This window comes from Eikenella halliae, assembly GCF_001648475.1.
Classification (GTDB): Bacteria; Pseudomonadota; Gammaproteobacteria; order Burkholderiales; family Neisseriaceae; genus Eikenella; species Eikenella halliae.
Genome location: NZ_LXSQ01000012.1, coordinates 150,523 through 167,605, shown reverse-complemented (window position 1 = coordinate 167,605; position 17,083 = coordinate 150,523). Strand labels below are relative to the sequence as shown.

The 17,083-nt window shown below is 58.1% G+C and carries 16 protein-coding genes and 2 tRNA genes; 8 read left to right on the top strand and 10 right to left on the bottom strand.

The genetic code is table 11. The features are described 5' to 3' along the window. Positions 1-59: 59 nt before the first annotated feature. The 9 genes from A7Q00_RS04945 to A7Q00_RS04905 all read right to left on the bottom strand — a co-directional run bounded on the left by A7Q00_RS04945 (position 60) and on the right by A7Q00_RS04905 (position 7,829). A complete protein-coding gene (locus A7Q00_RS04945; RefSeq protein WP_156503741.1) occupies positions 60-1,043 on the bottom strand; it encodes a ribose-phosphate pyrophosphokinase in 984 nt (327 codons plus the stop codon). 390 nt (positions 1,044-1,433) lie between these two features. Further along, a tRNA-Gln gene (locus A7Q00_RS04940) sits at positions 1,434-1,510 on the bottom strand. A gap of 19 nt (positions 1,511-1,529) precedes the next feature. Next, positions 1,530-1,606, bottom strand: a tRNA-Gln gene (locus tag A7Q00_RS04935). Positions 1,607-1,674: 68 nt separating this feature from the next. Continuing rightward, positions 1,675-2,553, bottom strand: coding sequence for a 4-(cytidine 5'-diphospho)-2-C-methyl-D-erythritol kinase (gene ispE / locus A7Q00_RS04930; RefSeq protein ID WP_064089504.1), 879 nt, complete (start codon positions 2,551-2,553; stop codon positions 1,675-1,677). Next, positions 2,550-3,143, bottom strand: a complete 594-nt coding sequence (locus tag A7Q00_RS04925) for an outer membrane lipoprotein LolB (protein ID WP_064089503.1) — start codon at positions 3,141-3,143, stop codon at positions 2,550-2,552. Before A7Q00_RS04925 ends, ispE begins: the two co-directional genes overlap by 4 nt. Positions 3,144-3,772: 629 nt before the next feature. Next, positions 3,773-5,203, bottom strand: coding sequence for a dihydrolipoyl dehydrogenase (gene lpdA / locus A7Q00_RS04920; RefSeq protein WP_064089502.1), 1,431 nt, complete (start codon positions 5,201-5,203; stop codon positions 3,773-3,775). Positions 5,204-5,307: 104 nt separating this feature from the next. Beyond that, positions 5,308-6,195: a toxin-antitoxin system YwqK family antitoxin gene (locus A7Q00_RS04915; RefSeq protein WP_064089501.1), complete on the bottom strand. Its 888-nt coding sequence runs from the start codon at positions 6,193-6,195 to the stop codon at positions 5,308-5,310. A 145-nt stretch (positions 6,196-6,340) separates the two neighbouring features. After that, entirely contained in the window at positions 6,341-6,838 is a 498-nt protein-coding gene (locus tag A7Q00_RS04910) for a cupin domain-containing protein (protein ID WP_064089500.1), read from the bottom strand. A 184-nt stretch (positions 6,839-7,022) separates the two neighbouring features. Continuing rightward, complete coding sequence (locus tag A7Q00_RS04905) at positions 7,023-7,829, bottom strand: cytochrome C assembly family protein (protein ID WP_064089499.1); 807 nt, start codon at positions 7,827-7,829, stop codon at positions 7,023-7,025. Between the two features lie 304 nt (positions 7,830-8,133). Here A7Q00_RS04905 and ffh point away from each other — a divergent pair, with 304 nt between their 5' ends. The 6 genes from ffh (at position 8,134) to A7Q00_RS04875 (ending at position 13,676) form a co-directional block, all read left to right on the top strand. After that, positions 8,134-9,495, top strand: a complete 1,362-nt coding sequence (gene ffh, locus A7Q00_RS04900; protein WP_064089498.1) for a signal recognition particle protein — start codon at positions 8,134-8,136, stop codon at positions 9,493-9,495. Between the two features lie 178 nt (positions 9,496-9,673). Continuing rightward, on the top strand, positions 9,674-10,516 hold the full coding sequence (locus A7Q00_RS04895) for an RsiV family protein (protein WP_064089497.1): 843 nt from the start codon (positions 9,674-9,676) through the stop codon (positions 10,514-10,516). 197 nt (positions 10,517-10,713) lie between these two features. Then, positions 10,714-11,412: a DUF3108 domain-containing protein gene (locus A7Q00_RS04890; protein ID WP_064089496.1), complete on the top strand. Its 699-nt coding sequence runs from the start codon at positions 10,714-10,716 to the stop codon at positions 11,410-11,412. A 128-nt stretch (positions 11,413-11,540) separates the two neighbouring features. Further along, a complete protein-coding gene (locus A7Q00_RS04885; protein WP_064089495.1) occupies positions 11,541-12,803 on the top strand; it encodes an RsmB/NOP family class I SAM-dependent RNA methyltransferase in 1,263 nt (420 codons plus the stop codon). 130 nt (positions 12,804-12,933) lie between these two features. Further along, positions 12,934-13,248, top strand: a complete 315-nt coding sequence (gene grxD, locus A7Q00_RS04880; RefSeq protein ID WP_064089494.1) for a Grx4 family monothiol glutaredoxin — start codon at positions 12,934-12,936, stop codon at positions 13,246-13,248. Between the two features lie 134 nt (positions 13,249-13,382). Then, positions 13,383-13,676, top strand: coding sequence for an H-NS histone family protein (locus A7Q00_RS04875; protein WP_064089493.1), 294 nt, complete (start codon positions 13,383-13,385; stop codon positions 13,674-13,676). 393 nt (positions 13,677-14,069) lie between these two features. Here the strand turns inward: A7Q00_RS04875 and A7Q00_RS04870 are convergent, their stop codons facing one another. After that, entirely contained in the window at positions 14,070-14,648 is a 579-nt protein-coding gene (locus A7Q00_RS04870; protein ID WP_064089492.1) for a LemA family protein, read from the bottom strand. Positions 14,649-14,832: 184 nt separating this feature from the next. On the opposite strand from A7Q00_RS04870, the gene A7Q00_RS04865 reads away from it, so the two are divergent. Beyond that, on the top strand, positions 14,833-15,813 hold the full coding sequence (locus tag A7Q00_RS04865) for a hypothetical protein (protein ID WP_245637528.1): 981 nt from the start codon (positions 14,833-14,835) through the stop codon (positions 15,811-15,813). 162 nt (positions 15,814-15,975) lie between these two features. Beyond that, complete coding sequence (locus A7Q00_RS04860) at positions 15,976-17,055, top strand: hypothetical protein (protein ID WP_064089491.1); 1,080 nt, start codon at positions 15,976-15,978, stop codon at positions 17,053-17,055. The last annotated feature ends 28 nt before the right edge of the window (positions 17,056-17,083 follow it).

Here is a 17,083-nt window from a genome sequence, read left to right as displayed (position 1 = left end):
AACTCCATTTAAGTTAAAAAAGCCGTCTGCCGGGCTGCGACCAACCCTGACGGCGGGGATTACGGGAGGAACAATGCTCCCGGGGATGCCACATCCTCGTTGAAGAGGTATGAGACAGATTCTTCGTTGCTGATGCGGCGCATGGTTTCGGCCAGCAAGCCGGCAATCGTAACCTGGCGGATACGGTCACAGTTTCGGGCGGCATCAGACAGGGCAATGGTGTCGGTAACCACCACTTGGTCGATATCAGACGATGCGATGCGGCTCACGGCTTCGCCGGAGAACACGGGGTGGGTGGCATAGGCCAGCACGCGTTCCGCACCGCGCTCCTTCAAGGCGGAAGCGGCTTTGCACAGGGTGTTGGCGGTGTCGATCATGTCGTCCACAATCAGACAAGTACGGCCTTGGACATCGCCGATGATGTTCATCACTTCGGCCACGTTGGCTTTGGGGCGGCGTTTGTCGATAATCGCCAAGTCGGTGTTCAGCACCTTGGCCACGGCACGAGCACGCACCACGCCGCCGATGTCGGGGCTAACCACAGTGAGGTTCTCGATGCGTTGTTGCAGGATATCGTGCACCAAAATCGGGGTGGCATAGATGTTGTCCACCGGAATATCGAAAAAGCCTTGGATTTGGTCGGCATGCAAATCCACGGTCAGCACGCGGTCAATGCCGGCGGTGGCGAGCATATTGGCCACCAGCTTGGCGGAAATCGGCACGCGCACGGAACGCGGGCGGCGGTCTTGGCGGGCATAGCCGAAATAGGGGATGGCGGCGGTGATGCGGCCGGCGGAAGCGCGTTTGAGCGCGTCGGCCACGGTGAGCAGCTCCATCAGATTATCGTTGGTGGGGGCGCAGGTGGACTGCAAAATAAACACGTCGCGGCCGCGCACGTTTTCCAAGAGCTCCACGGCGATTTCGCCGTCGGAAAATTTGCCCACGGAGGCGCGCCCCAAGGAAATACCGAGGTGTTTGACCACGTTTTCAGCCAAGCCGGCGCTGGCGTTGCCGGCGAATACCATTAAACTCTCATATGCCATTTCTTCATTACCTGTGTTGTTTGCGGTCTCGCCGCCGACTGTGGGAAACATTGCCGCTCCCTCGCGTTTGGGTTTGACTGGCTTGCAAACGGCGGATTATACGCCGAGCACAGGCAAAACCAAAGTGCTGTTTGTGCGGAATATCCGCCGTTTGTGTTGGCCCGATGTCGGGATTGGGCAACGGATGCCTACGCGGGGTTTGTCCCAATCCCCAATAAAGCAATCAAAACCGGATAAACGCGGTTTCACGGCAAGAAAATTCCCGCCTCTCCGGTTTTCGCGCCGGTTTTGTTTTGGCGAAACGTGCTGCGCTTATTTTCAGGTAGCCTGTTGCGCCGCATGACGCAACGATAAAAATAAAAGCATGTACGCGTACATGCTTTTGTAAGGTGGCTGGGGATGTAGGATTCGAACCTACGCATGCCGGAATCAAAATCCGGTGCCTTAACCAGCTTGGCGAATCCCCAAATGTATTATTGACGAATCTGGCTGGGGATGTAGGATTCGAACCTACGCATGTCGGATTCAGAATCCGATGCCTTAACCAACTTGGCGAATCCCCAGTACAAACCTGCTGTTGCGGCAGGCGATTCAGGAAAGGCGCGAATTATGCGTTTTTTTCGGTATCTTGTCAAGCATGTTTGATATTTTCGTTATTTTCCAAGACGGCTTGCAAAGGATGCCGATCCAAACCGCGCACGCACCAGGCGGCCAGGTTTTCAGGTAGCCTGCCATAGATATACTCAGCTTCGCCTTGCGTGGCGCAGGCGATAAACAGGCAGGCGCCGGAGCCGGTCAGCTGCGGCGTGCCGTAGTTTTGCAGCAGGCGAAAGGCGGCGGCCACGGGCGGATATTCGGCCAGCACCACGGCCTGCATATCGTTGCGGAAAGGTTGCAGTTGCGTGAAACCGGGTTGCGCGCAGGGCGGGCTGTTGCGGGTGAGATTAGGGTGGGCGAAGATTTTCGGCGTGGCCACATGCGCATCGGGGCGCACCACCACATACCACTGTTCCGGCACGGCCAGCGGGCTCAGGATTTCGCCGATGCCTTGCACAAAAGCGCTTTGGCCGAACAGGAAAAACGGCACGTCCGCGCCCAGCTTCAGGCCGAGTGCCCGCAGCGTTTCGGGCGACACGGCGGTGTGCCACAAATGGTTGAGGGCAAGCAGCACGGTAGCGGCATCCGAGCTGCCGCCGCCCAGCCCGCCGCCACTGGGGATATGTTTGCTCAGCCAGATTTCCACGCCGGCGGGGCTACCTGAAAACTGTTGCAGCAGGCGGGCGGCGCGGTGGCTCAAATCTTGTTCGGGCGGAATGCCGCCGGCGGGGTTGTGCAGGATGATTTGCCCGTCTTCGCGCGGCAACAGCCATATTGTGTCGCACAAATCAATCAGGCAGAAGATGCTTTCGAGCAAATGGTAGCCGTCGGCCCGGCGGCCGATGATGCGCAGGTCGAGATTGAGCTTGGCCGGGGCGGGAAAGGCTCGGGCGGCGGGGTGCGGCTGCATCATACGGCCTGCCCGGCATGATCCGCGCAGCTGCCGGGGCGCTGCTCCGGTTGGCCGAAGCGGTCGAACACCAGGCGCAGGCTCAGGCCGGTGCGTTCCAGCAGCAGCATGCGCACTTGGCCGTCTTCACCCAAATTGCGTTGGATTTTCCAGCCCATTTGCTGCAGGCGGCCGTCGGGCAGCACGCTGTAGGGCTCGCCGGGCACGCGCAGGCCGTTGACCCAGCGGTCGATATAGGCCACGGGCAGGTCGTAGCCGAGCAGCTGGCGGCTGAGTTCGGCGGTGGTGGCGGCGCGGTAAACTTGGCCGTTAGACGCCACCGCCTGCACCCCGCCGCCGTCTTGGCACAACCGGCCCACGCTGTTGCCCAGCGGGGTTTTCACTTCAAACAGCTGCACGGCGGCCGTGCGCAGCCAATCAAAATTGGCATAGCTGCCGCGTTCGTTTTCCTTCACGCCCATGCGGCCGGAGGCTTCAAACTCGGGCGTGGCGGCATCGTCGCGCCAGCTTTCGGCAGACATTTGCGTGCCAAGGCCGGTACAGGCGGCGAGCAGGAGGGCGGCAAAGATTGGGAGGAAGCGGTGTCGGATCATGGGCTTTCGTATTCTGAATGGATGGCAAGAGCGGCCGGAGGGAGATGAAAATTTTCAGGTAGCCTCAAGCTGAGGAGAGGCTACCTGAAAATCAATCGGCCAACGGAATGGCCGTTATCCCTATCTGGCAACGGGCGGATTTTAGCACGGCATCAGCAGCTTGGGCGGGCGGATTATAGTGGATTAACAAAAATCAGGACAAGGCGGCGAGCCGCAGACAGTACAAATAGTGCGGCAAGGCGAGCCAACGCTGTACTGGTTTTTGTTAATTCACTATATCAACCTCGCTCCACGAAATCGGCTGCCGTCGGCAACATTGCAGGCTACCTGAAAGCAAAGCATCAACGAAGCCGGAAATACGTTCGCCCTATTTTCAGGTAGCCTTAGCTATGGCAGCAGGGCGGATATATAGCGAATGGGAAAGAGAAGAAAACCGAGCGGCACAACACCGTTGATTCCCACATCATCAAACCCGCCTCCCCGGCATTTCAGGTCGCCCCAACCAAGCCCGCTCCATAATCGGCAGGCACACAAAAGGCTACCTGAAATCTGCAAACCATTTCAGGTAGCCTTCATCACATCCCGCCTGCCCTGTGCGCCATTTCGCACAAGGCAGGCCGGCGGCGGGATTAGCCGTGTAGGGCGCGCTTGTCGGCGGCCAGGGCGGCTTCGTGCACCACTTCCGACAGGGTCGGGTGGGCGTGGACGATGCGGGCGATGTCTTCGCTGCTGGCGCAGAATTCCATGCCCACCACGCCTTCGCTAATCAGCTCGCTCACCATCGGGCCGATCATGTGCACGCCCAAGATGCGGTCGGTTTTGGCATCGGCCAGGATTTTCACCGTACCCTTGGCTTTGCCCAAACCCAGGGCGCGGCCGTTGGCGGCAAAGCCGGACGTGCCTTTTTTGTAGTCCACGCCTTCGGCTTTGAGCTGCTCTTCGGTTTTGCCCACCCAAGCGATTTCTGGGTCGGTGTAGATGACCCACGGGATGGTGTTGAAATCGAGGTGCGGTTTCTGCCCGGCGATGCGTTCGGCCACGGCCACGCCTTCGTCGCTGGCTTTGTGCGCCAGCATCGGGCCGCGCACCACGTCGCCGATGGCCCATACATTGGGCAGGTTGGTGCGGCATTCGCCATCCACCACGATGAAGCCGCGCTCGTCTTTCTGCAGGCCGACCGCTTCGGCATTCAGGCCGTGGGTGTTGGGCACGCGGCCGATGGCCACGATGAGCTTGTCGAACTCGGCAGTTTGCGCTTCGCCTTTGGCGTTGCTGTATTCCACCACCACTTTGCTGCCGCTGGTGATTTTATTCAGTTTCACGCCCAGCTGGATATCAAGCCCCTGCTCGCGGGTGAAGTATTTGAACGCTTCTTTGGCAATCTGCTGATCGGCGGCGCCGAGGAACACGGGGGAGGCTTCCAAAATGGTGACTTCCGCGCCCACGCGTTTCCACACCGAGCCCATTTCCAAACCGATAACGCCTGCGCCGATAACGCCGAGCTTAGCCGGCACTTGGGTCAGATTCAATGCGCCTTCGTTATCCAGCACGTTCACGTTGTCGATGTCCACCAAGGGCAGCGCGCGCGGGGTGGAGCCGGTGGCCACGATGATGTGCTTGCCTTCAACCGTGGTTTTTGCGCCTTTGTCGTCCACTTCCAGCTGCCAGAAATCGCCGTTTTTGCCCACGAAGGAGGCCGTGCCGAACAGGCTGGTTACTTTGTTTTTCTGAAACAGGAATTTAATCCCGCCGGTGAGCTTGGTGACGATGGCGTCTTTGCGCTCGATCATCTTGGCGGCGTCAAACTGCACATTACCCACGGTGATGCCGTGTTCGGCAAAGTCGTGCTGTGCGGCATGGAAATGCTCGGACGATTGCAACAGGGCTTTGGAAGGAATGCAGCCCACGTTCAGGCAGGTGCCGCCCAAAGCGGGGGCGTCGCCGGCCTTGTTCACGCCGGCATCGATACAGGCGGTTTTGAAACCCAGCTGTGCGGCGCGGATGGCGGCAACATAACCGCCGGGGCCGGCACCGATGACCACTACGTCGAATTGAGACATATTGAAGCTCCTTTTGTGTGAAAAGCGGGGGGTGGGGAAAGAATCAGCCGCTTAGCATGGGAACGTTGGCATCACTTCGTGTTAAGCGGCTGTAAGGTCATAAATTACTTAGGTGTGGAAGCGGATTGCCCGCCACCGTCCTTCAGGGCTCCGTGCCGATTTGCATATTCCTGCAGATCGGTCATGGCCGCCTGCACGGCTTCCAAATCCGCCCGAACGGCAGGCAGTTCGGTAGGTTTGCCTTGTTTGTCCCAGGCGGACATCACAGGATCTCCTTCACCATTAGCATTATGGATGGCACTGAATAGAATGCTGCCGCTGCCCGGGTAGTAGGTGCTGAGGATAACGTGCTGTTTGTCGGCAGCAGGACGCACCCACATCATCGGTTTGCCGTCGTTATAGAAGAATACAACTTCGCCTTCCAACTCAGGATCGCTGTCGCGGCCTTGGATAACCAGGCGGCCGTCGCGGTATATGCCCATCCAGCCGTCCAGCTTACCTTGGATGAATTTGCTGGCGGAAGATACCGTGCCATCCTCCTCTTTCCACACCACTAGGCTATCGTTCACATCGGTGGAGAAATTTTTCGGATCGCCATCTTTAGAGAGAATGGCAGGCAGAATCTGCGGTTTGCCGCTGTCTTGGTAGAAATCCTGCACCACCAAGCGACCGTCGGGCATGGTACCTAACACTTCGCGGTAATAGCCGCCGGGGCTGGGTTTATCGGTGGGTTTGGAATCTTTGTCGAAATAAATCACCTGCTTCTCGGCAGCGGGCTGATAGCCTTCCACAGCTTTGGCGGCAGCCGCTTCAAGCTCTGTTGCATCGGCAGGCAGCGCCATGGCGGGCGGCTGCTGGCCTTCGGCTTGGGCTGCAGCGGAGTTCGAAGCAGCAGGCGGCGCAGATGCCGCATTATTTTGGCTGTTGTTTTGATTGGGATTACAAGCGGCCAGCAAGAGCGCGGTGGCTACGGTGGCGAAGAGTTTGTTCATAGACTTTCCCGTTGGAATTGGTGAATACCTGCGCGATGGGCAGACTGGGCAATTTTATAGCCAAACTCATTATTTTTCCATACGGGATAAGGCGGTAAAGGCTACCTGAAAACTTTCAGGTAGCCTCTGTTTCTATCAGGCAAAGCTATTGCACAGGCGAAGCGGCGCTCGGCAGCTGGCCGATAAAGTTGATAAAGCGCAGCGGGCGGCGTCCGGTGTTTTTCAGTGCGTGCGACTGGCCGGGGCGGGCGATGGTCACGTCGCCGGCAGACACCGGCACTTCCTTGCCATCTGAGCCCACAAATGTGCCGCGCCCTTCCACAATCAGGTACACGTCTTCATTGTTTGTGTGCTTGTGCAGGCCGATAGACGCGCCCGGCGGCAGCGTGAGCCAGCCGATTTCGCGGATCGCATCCTGCTCGCCGGTTTGGTGGCGGGTGTAGGCGAAACGCCCCAGCAGCTTGCCCTCGCCGCCTGCGGCTTTTTCACGGTCCCACTGCTGGAAGTCGGCTGCTTTGTACACCTGAATGCTGCGGTCTACCGGCGTTTTGCTCGGCTCATTCGCCGCCGGCGTACCATGCGCCCAAGCGCCGGCGCTGGCCAGCAAAGCAGCAATAGCAACGGATAAAATCAATTTTTTCATCGGGTATCTCCTGTGGTTGAAATCAAGGGGAAACAAAAGAATCCGGCGCAGAATAACAGCAACGAGGCAACAGTCAAACCTGCAGACGGGCTTATCTGCCGCTTATTTGATGTATGCCAAAAATGGTGCGAACAAAGGCTACCTGAAAACTTTCAGGTAGCCTTTTCCATTCATCCCAACACATTCACACCCGATGCAGCAACACCTGCAACACAAACTTGCTGCCCACATAGGCCAGCATCAGGCACACAAATCCCGCCACGCACCACAGCGCCGCCGTGCGGCCGCGCCAGCGGCGGGTGCGGTGCAGCAGCAGGATGCCGGCATACACCAGCCAAGAAAGCACGCCGAACACGCTTTTGTGCGTGAGCGCGAGCGGCTTGCCAAAAATTTCCGGCGAAAACAGCAGCCCCCCGCCCACCGATACCGTGAGCAGCACAAAACCCGCCAGCATGCTTTGAAACATCAGTTTTTCCAGACTCAACAGCGGCGGCAGGAAAGACACCAGCGGCGAAATGCGGTGGTTTCGCAGGCGGCGGTTCAGCAGCAGGATCAGCAGCGCCAGCAGCGCGGCAATGCCGAACAGGCTGTAGGAAAACACCGATGCGCCCACATGCAGCGCGAAGGGCATATTGTCCACCGCATAATCCGCGCCCGGCGCAGGCCACAGCGCGGCGGCCAGCATGGAAAGCGCGGCAAAGGGATAGAGCAGCAGCTGCAAGCCCTTCAGCGGATAAAAGAAACTGCCGCACCAATACAACAGCAGCATCAGCCAGGTAATCAGGCACAGGGCATAGCCGATGCCGTTGGGGAAACGGCTGAGCAGCAGCGGCTGCCACACCGCCGCCGCGTGCGCAGGCAGCAGCGCCGCCAGCAACAGCAGCTCGCCCTTGAGCGGATATGGCCGCCGGGCATTTTGCCGCCCGAACCACCAGGCAAACACGCCCATGCCGCCATAAAGCAGCGCGAGCAAGACAAACAATACAGCCATGCTTTTTCCGTGTGTTGCGCGCCCGCTTTTCCATCAGGAAAGCCGCAAAGGCTGCGCGTAATAGTGTAAAATGCCGCGATTTTAGCAAACTTTGCCGCCTGCTAGGGGCTACCTGAAAGCAAAGCTTCAGCGCAATTAAACGCCACGCAACGAAGTTTCTGCAAAACTACGCCCCGCTTCGGCAAAGTGAACCAATCCGCTATCTGATCCCGAATCAAACCCATTTATCGGCTGGGCGAAACCGCTAGCAATAAAACGAGCCAATACAGCATTTGGGCGGTTCCCCAGCATGACAAGGAAAACTATGTTAGACAACCTATCCGGCCGCCTCAGCCAGTGGGCCAAAAAAATGCGCGGCCAGGCGCGCCTCTCCGAAGACAACATCAAAGAAGCCCTGCGCGAAGTGCGCATGGCGCTGTTGGAAGCCGACGTGGCGCTGCCGGTGGTAAAAGACTTTATGGCCAGCGTGAAAGAGCGCGCCGTCGGCCACGAAGTAATCGGCAGCCTCACGCCCGGCCAGGCCTTTATCGGCGTGGTCAACCAAGCGCTCACCGAGCTGATGGGCACGCAGAACAGCAGCCTCAATCTGGCCGCCGTGCCGCCTGCCGTGGTGCTGATGGCCGGTCTGCAGGGCGCGGGTAAAACCACCACCGCCGGCAAGCTCGCCCGCCTGCTCAAAGAAGAGCAGCGCAAGAAAGTGCTGCTGGTGTCGGCCGACGTATACCGCCCCGCCGCCATCGAGCAGCTGCGCCTCCTGGCCGAGCAAGTAGGCGCGGATTTCTTCCCCTCCGACGTTTCCCAACAGCCCGTGGCCATCGCCCAGGCCGCGCTGGATTACGCCAAAAAGCATTTCTACGACGTGCTGATGGTCGATACTGCCGGCCGATTGGCGGTGGACGAAGTCATGATGGCCGAAATCAAGGCGCTGCACGAAGCCGTGAATCCGGTGGAAACCCTGTTTGTGGTGGATGCCATGCTCGGCCAAGATGCCGTAAACACCGCCCAGGCCTTCAACGAAGCCCTGCCGCTTACCGGTGTGATCCTCACCAAAATGGACGGCGACGCGCGCGGCGGCGCGGCACTTTCCGTGCGCCACGTTACCGGCAAACCGATTAAATTCATCGGCACCGGCGAAAAAATCGGCGGCCTCGAACCCTTCCACCCCGACCGCATCGCCGGCCGCATTCTCGGCATGGGCGACGTGCTTTCCCTGATTGAAGACGTGCAAAAAGGCATCGATCAGGAAGTGGCCGAACGCATGGCCAAAAAGTTGCACAAAGGCAAAGGCTTCGACCTGAACGATTTCAAAGCCCAAATCCAGCAGATGCGCAATATGGGCGGCATCGAATCGCTGATGTCCAAACTGCCCGGCGAAATGGGGCAGCTTTCCGCACAAATCCCGGAAGGCACGGCGGAAAAAGCCATGAGCAAAGTGGAAGCCATCATCAATTCCATGACCCCGAAAGAGCGCGCCAATCCGGCCCTGCTCAAAGCCAGCCGCAAACGCCGCATCGCCGCCGGCGCGGGCACCACCGTGCAGGAAGTGAACAAAATGCTCAAGCAGTTCGAGCAGTCGCAAAAAATGATGAAAATGTTCGGCGGCAAGGGCATGGGCAAACTCATGCGCATGGCGCATGGTATGAAAGGCCTGTTCCCCGGGCGTTAAACCCTTAAAATATCGGAAGGCTACCTGAAAACGGTTTTTCAGGTAGCCTTTTCCGTATCCGAGCATCCTCATCTATATAAATATAGCCTCCACCCCGCCTGAGCCATTTTCAGGTAGCCTCCTGCCCGCCTATAATCAGGCTACCTGAAACCCAACCGATCATCTAGAAAGCACCATCATGCGCATCCGCCTACTCCCCCTCGTTTCCGCCCTATTGCTCGCCGCCTGCGGCCAACCCGCTGCCGATTCTCCGAACACCGCTTCGTCTGCTTCCGATACCGGCACTGCATCCCAACCCGCCGCAGGCACCACCGCGCCCGTGCTGGCCACCGCATCCCGCGATTTCTTCCGCCAGAAACGCTGTGTACAAAAAAATGACTACTGCGCCGAAACCAGCCTCACCCTGCCCGACACCGGCCAAGCCTGGCTCGACCAACTCCTCAAACAGAAGCTATACGAAAGCTATTCCACCAAAGAAAAGCCTGTGAGAAACGATGAAGAGCTGCGCCAGGCCTATCAGCAGATTCAAAACGATTTATATGAAATCGTACAATATTCCGCCGAAGAAAAATCCGCACTCGGCCAATACAACAACCAAACCGATCAAGTCCACTTCCTCTACCAGCGCGGCAACACCGCCGTATTCGAGTTTTCTCACGACGAATACACCGGCGGCGCACACGGCCAATATAGCAGCCGATACCTCATGGTCGATTTGAACAAACAACAAGCCCTCGGCCTGCAAGACATCATCCGGCCCGGCCAGCAAGGCAAGCTGAAAGAAAAGCTGAAAGAGGCATACGACCAATACCAGCAGCAATGCAGCTGCCTCAACGGCAAACCCGAACTCACCGAAAACTTCATCTTCTCCACCGACGGCATCGAATTCCGCTACCCGCCCTACGAGATTTCCGGCTTTGCCTACGGCGAAATCAAACTGGTGGTATATTGGAACTGGCTGGAAGACATCATCAAACCCGAATACCTCTGGAAATCGCCCCAACCCTCTTCCCAGCAATAAGGCCACAACCGCAGTCACGAAGGCTACCTGAAACCGCAGCTTGGTTTTTCAGGTAGCCTCCCCCGCCGCAGGCTACCTGAAAATTCCCGTCAAACCATGTAACCGCACGCCCCCGATGCAAAACTTAAGGCTATAATGCCGCCCCAAAGCCGCTGATTCGCAGCGCACCTTCCCTTTTTTCAGCAAAGGAACCCCAAATGACCAGTCTCACCCTCCGCCTCGGCACGGCCGCCGCCCTGTGCGCCGCCGCGCTGGCCGCGCCCGCCGCCGCTGCCGAAACCGCCTTTCCCAAAAACGCCGAGCTGCACTACATCGGCCCCTACGGCGTGCCCGCCGTGATGACCTTCAACCAAAACGGCGGCCGCTACAACGTAAACGCCGACATCAACGTGCCGCTCTACAAAATGCGCTTTTCCTCCAACGGCAGCATCAGCGGCAACCGCCTGCAGCCCGCCCGCTACAGCGACACCCGCAAAGGCCGCGCCTATGCTGGCGCCACCTTCGACTACGGCAGCAAAACCATCACCTACGGCAAAGCCGGCCACACCGAAAGCCAGCCCATCAGCGGCCCCACTTTCGACCTCTTCACCCTGGCCTGGCAGCTCGCACTCAACAACGGCCAACTGCCCGCCAACCTGCACATCACCAACGGCAAACGCGTCTACCCCGTGCGCGGCATGACCCGCCTGCCCCCCGCCCGCTACAACATCAACGGCGCCAGCATTGCCGTCAACCGCTTCCGCGTGCAGCGCGGCGACGACACCATTGAATATTCCTTCGCCCCCGATTTCGCCAACATCCCCGCCCTCATCAAATACACCGACGACGGCAAAACCTACGAGCTCAAACTGCGCAGCGGCAAAATCGACGGCACGCCCCTGCAGCCGCCCAAGTAAGCAGCAACACAGGCTACCTGAAACCCAAACCAAACAGACAAGCCGCCCCGCAGCCTGTCTGTTTCTTATCTGCCCGTTTTCAGGTAGCCTTTCCCCCTTCCCAGGCTACCTGAAACCACCACGCCAAAATGACCCCCACCCAACTCCTCCATACTTCCACCCTGCTCGGCCAAGTGCTCGGCTTCGAGCAGCCCGCCGACGCCCTCGTTTCCGCCTATTTCCGCAGCCACAAAAAACTCGGCCGCCAAGACCGGCACGAAATTGCCGAAACCGTGTTCGCCGCCCTGCGCCATTTGCAGAAAATCCAAAGCGTGCTGCCCGATCCCGTGCGCCAATCCCGCCGCGCCGCTCTGGCCGCCCTGGTATTGGGTCGCGGCATCAGCATTTCCGCCCTGGCCGATTGCGCCCATGCCGAAGAGACTGAGTTTCTAGGCTGCCTGAAAGCCAAAAAAACCGAGTTTGCCGCGCAGCTGAACACCGCCGCCGAACTGCCCGAATGGCTCATTGCCCAACTGCGCACCCAAGGCTGGAGCGACGAACACATCCTCGCCTTCGGGCGCAGCACCGCCACTCCTGCCCCGCTCGATTTGCGCGTGAACACCCTCCAAGCCAAACGCGACAAAGTGCTCGCCCAACTGCAAGATGAAGGCATCCGCTGCGAAGCCACGCCTTATTCGCCGTGGGGCATCCGCCTGCACGACAAATCCGCCCTCATGCGCCACCCGCTGTTTTTGGAAGGCGCCATCGAAGTACAAGACGAAGGCAGCCAACTGCTCGCCCGCCTCACCGGCGCGCGGCGCGGCGAAATTATCGTCGATTTCTGCGCCGGCGCAGGCGGCAAAACCCTTTCCCTGGGCGCCGCCATGAACAACAGCGGCCGCCTCTACGCCTTCGACGTGGCCGAAAAGCGACTGGCCAAACTCAAGCCACGCATGGTGCGCGCCGGCCTCACCAACATCAGCCCGCAGCGCATCGGCAGCGAAACCGACCCGCGCCTCGAACGCCTCATTGGCAAAGCCGACCGCGTGCTGGTGGACGCACCCTGCTCCGGCCTGGGCACCCTGCGCCGCAACCCCGATTTGAAATACCGCCAATCGCCCGAACGCCTCGCCGAATTGGCAAAGCAACAGGCCGCCATCCTCGAAGCCGCCGCCCGCCTGGTGCGCCCCGGCGGCCGTTTGGTGTATGCCACCTGCAGCGTGCTTGCGGCTGAAAACGAACACCAAGCCGAACGCTTCAGCGCCGCCCACCCCAATTGGCAGCCGGTAAACGCCGCCGAACTCCTGCCTGACTGCCCGGAATTATTTTCAGGTAGCCCCTATCTGCAGCTTTCCACCGCCGAACACCACACAGACGGCTTCTTCGCCGCCGTGTGGACACGCCCGGAATAAACAATGAATCGGCTATGGCGCATCCGTTTTGCTGCCGCTTCCGGTATCGAAAGCAAATGTAATCCGCTATAATGGCCGCCGTTTCTCACCCGAATTTTGATCCCTAATTTAATCCATAAAAGGAAACACCATGAGCATCCAAGAAGAAATCAAACAATTCGTAAACAGCAACCGCGTAGTACTGTTTATGAAGGGCACCAAACAATTCCCGCAATGCGGCTTCTCCTCCCGCGCCGTGCAAATCCTGCAGGCCGCCGGCTGCAATGATTTCGTTACGGTAAACGTATTGGAAAACCCCGAAATCCGCCAAGGCATCAAAGAATACGCCAATTGGCCCACCATCCCGCAACTGTATGTGAACGGCGAATTCGTGGGCGGATCCGATATTCTGATGGAAATGTATGAAGCCGGCGAATTGCAAGATTTGCTGAAAGCCGAAGCCTGATTTCCAATAAAGAAACCGAGCCGGTTGGGCGCCTATCTGTGCCCGACCGGCAATTTACTTCTGGCACAAAAAGCCGAAATACCCTTATAATCGACCCCGAAATAAACTTTAACAACCTCCGCAAAGGAAACATCATGGCAGCACGCGAAACTTTAGACCAACTTTTAGAACAGAAAAGAATGCTGGAAGACCGTATCCAACGCCGTTTGACTTCCGAGCGCAAAAAGAAAGTCAATCAGATTCTGGCCATCATGCGAGACTTTGAAATCAACATTGCCGATATCGAAGCAGGTCTGAAAGAAAAACAAAACCGCCCGCAATACCGCAATCCGCAAACCGGAGCAACTTGGGGCGGCGTGGGCAAACGGCCGAAATGGATTGTAGAAGCCCAGAAAAAAGGTATCGACATCAAGAAATTCTTGGTATAACCGTTTCCATACGGCATAAAAGGTTACCTGAAAACCAAACCATCCGTTTTCAGGTAGCCTTTCCACATTAGGCAGCCAGGTTAATTGAATTCAATTGGCTATATGGCTCGGATTTGGAACTGCGCTTGCAAACAACCCGTTTGCCAAATTTAGTAAATTAACAAAAACCAGTACAGCGTTGGCTCGCCTTGCCGTAACGTGTGTACTGTCTGCGGCTCGCCGCCTTGTCCTGATTTTTGTTAATCCACTATAAAATCCGCCCGACACCCAGCATCAGAAAGCCTCATTTTCAGGCAGCCCAACCGATGCAATCCGGCGACTCGCAAAAAGGCTACCTGAAAACGAAAAACCCGCTTTCAGGTAGCCTTTAAACGTATTCCAGATTACCAGCCCTTAAAACTTCACCTCGGGCGGCGTTTGATATTTGGCACGGTCGGGGAAGTCTAGCAGCTGTGCCGGTTGCCGATGGCCGAAATAGGCGGCGATGATTTTGTGCGGAAACAGTTGGCACAGCGTGTTGTAGCCCATGGCTGCATCGTTATAAGCCTGGCGGGCGAAGGCGATGCGGTTTTCTGTGCTGGTGATTTCCTCGGCCAGCTGGCGCATATTGGCGGCAGCCTGCAAATCCGGATAGGCCTCAATCTGCACCATCAGGCTGCGCACGGCTTGGGTGAGCTGGGTTTCGGCGGCAGAAAGCTGCGCCACCGCCTCCGCATTTTCCGGCCGTGTGCCGCCCAACACGCCAGCGGCTTGATTGCGCGCCTGTGTCACCTGCGTAAATGTGTCGTTTTCATGTTTCAGGTAGCCTTTGGCGGCAGCCACCAAATTGGGAATCAAATCATGCCGGCGTTGCAGCTGCACGCCGATTTGGGAGAAGGCGTTGCGGTATTGGTTTTGCGCGATTACCAATCGGTTGTACACCATCACGCCCACCACGCCGCATGCGCCCAGCAGCAAAAGAATCCACAGCATCACGGTCTCCTGGAAATGTTTTAAAATGGCCAGCCCATCTTACCATATCCGACAAACCAATTTAACTTTCGCCATAGCGTTGCTCCGCCTTGCATCGAAAGCCAATTTAACCTGCTATGGTTTATGCGAACACAGGCTGGAAACATTTTCAGGTAGCCTGTAGCCTATTCTCGGAGAATTCATCGTGCCCAACCTCCCCACCCGTATCTCCAAAACCCCGCACGCGCTCTACCGCGCCATGTTCTTCTACATCGTTGCCGCATTCGGTATCGGCTGGTTTCTGCCCGTGAACGGCGTGCTATGGGGCATACTGCTGGCGACCGCGCTGGTGCTGTATCTGCGCATCCGCTCGCTGGCACGTGGCGAGAAACGGCTTTACGACAGATTCCCCGCCGGCAAAAGCGGCATATCCTCGCTGCAATGGATTTATCTGCTGATTGCCGTTACGGGTATGGTCATCGCCTTTTACGGCGGCACGGCGGCCTCATACGGCGAATTGCGCGAAGCACGCGGCATCGTGCCCGCCAAACCGTATAACGCAAGAACCGAATGTTATGCCAGGCAAGATGCCGTATCCCAAAACGAGTTTGTCCAATTCATACTCGGCCGCCCCTGCCGCCATGTGAGCGGCACCAACTACCTTCCCTTCCCCAACGGCGGTGAAACCCTGCATTTGAACTGCGCCGCCGACCTGCGCGACGCCTGCGAACTCGCCTATGCCCACGCCGGCAAACCGGCCGTAGTGAAATACAGCGGATCGCGCCTGTATGAAATGGAAGTGGACGGCGTGCAACTCTACCGTTATGCCGAACAAGCCGCCCGATTCAACCGCGAGCGCAAATCCGCCCTGCTGGACGCGCTCATCGCCGTGCCGCTGTTCGCCCTGCCGCTGATGTGGTTCCACCGCCGCTTCGACGATTGGCAGAATGCGTTGGCCGAAGGCGAAACCGTGCCGGACGAAACGCCGCAGTGGTGGAAATACACCGTGTTGTGCTGCTGGTATCTGCCGCTTGCCGCCGCCTTTGCATGGGCGGGCATCGGCTGGTGGCGCAATATTGACGAACCGATTGCACTCTCCATCGGGCTGCTGTTCATCGGCGCGTTGTTATTTTTCGCCCTGCGCGGCGCGTATCGCGTGTTTGTTCCAAAGCAGCCTGCATCCTAAATGGCTTCACATCAACGGATAGTGATTCCCCCACACATCCGCTGACCACATTCAGGCCGTCTGAAAGCAGAGGCTTCAGTAAAATAAACACTCCGTTTCCACCAAGAAACGGAGTTTCCGCAAAGTTAAAGCCAAAAAAGCAGCCTGCACAAAGGACACCCCGTGCACTACCAATCGCTCAACGCCGCGCTGGAACAATACAGCGGCAACCTGACCCAGAATCCCGCCTCACCCAGCAGCCTTGCCCTGCATATCGACCGTCAAACGCCAGGCTACCTGAAACTCCACACACCCGACGGCATCAGCCTCAGCCTGACTTGCCGCGATGAACCCGTATTCTGGTCGTTCTTCAGCCACGATTTATACGACGTTTACCTCGTCCGTAGCTACGCCGAAAGCTGGCAGGCATACCAGCCCGTCGGGCACATCGGCAGCCGCGTAAACGAACGCATCGCCCGCCAACCCGCCGCAGAGCAAGGCCTGTTGTGGAACAAATATTTCATCGAACAACTCGCCGCCCACAACGCAGGGCTGCTCGGCATCGGCGAATGGCACTTCGACTACCGCCCAGCCCAAACCCTGCCCCCGCAATGGGGCGAATGTTGGCACGACACTGCCTTAGGGCAGCCCGAAACCGACGAAAACTACGCCCAATGGCTGTTTTCAGGCAGCCGTTTCGACGTGCTGGACAACAATTTTTATACCCAAGCCGAACGCTTCATCGCCCTGAAAACCCACCACGCCGAAGACGGCCGTCTGAAATATTGGCGCAAACGCGCACGGCAAAACCAACTGCCGCCCGTCTTGGTGTACGAACTCACCGCCCTGTCTAGCCGCTGGCTGATTTTAGACGGACACCTGCGCCTCGCCGCTGCGCTCGCCGAAGGGCAACTGCCACCCCTAATCGTCATCCAAGCCACCACCGCCCGACCCGACCCGCGCACCGCCGCCGAACGCGAAACCGTGCGGACGTCCATTTTGTCGCAATACGAAAAAATCGCCCGACAAACCGACCACAATCCCCAAGCCTTAAATGCCGTCAGCCAACACATCATCCGCGCCTACGACACACGCCCCTACCTGCTGCACACCACCCGCGCCGCCGCCGACATCGCCCCGAAAACCTGGCTGCAACAATTGCAAACCTACGCCGAGCAACACGGTTTCGCCGAAGAATTTGCACGCGTTTGGACAACGGAATCATGGCCGATGAAACGGGTAGCCGTGCTCCAGGCCGTCTGAAACCGAGTTTCTGTACAGCCAAAAGGCT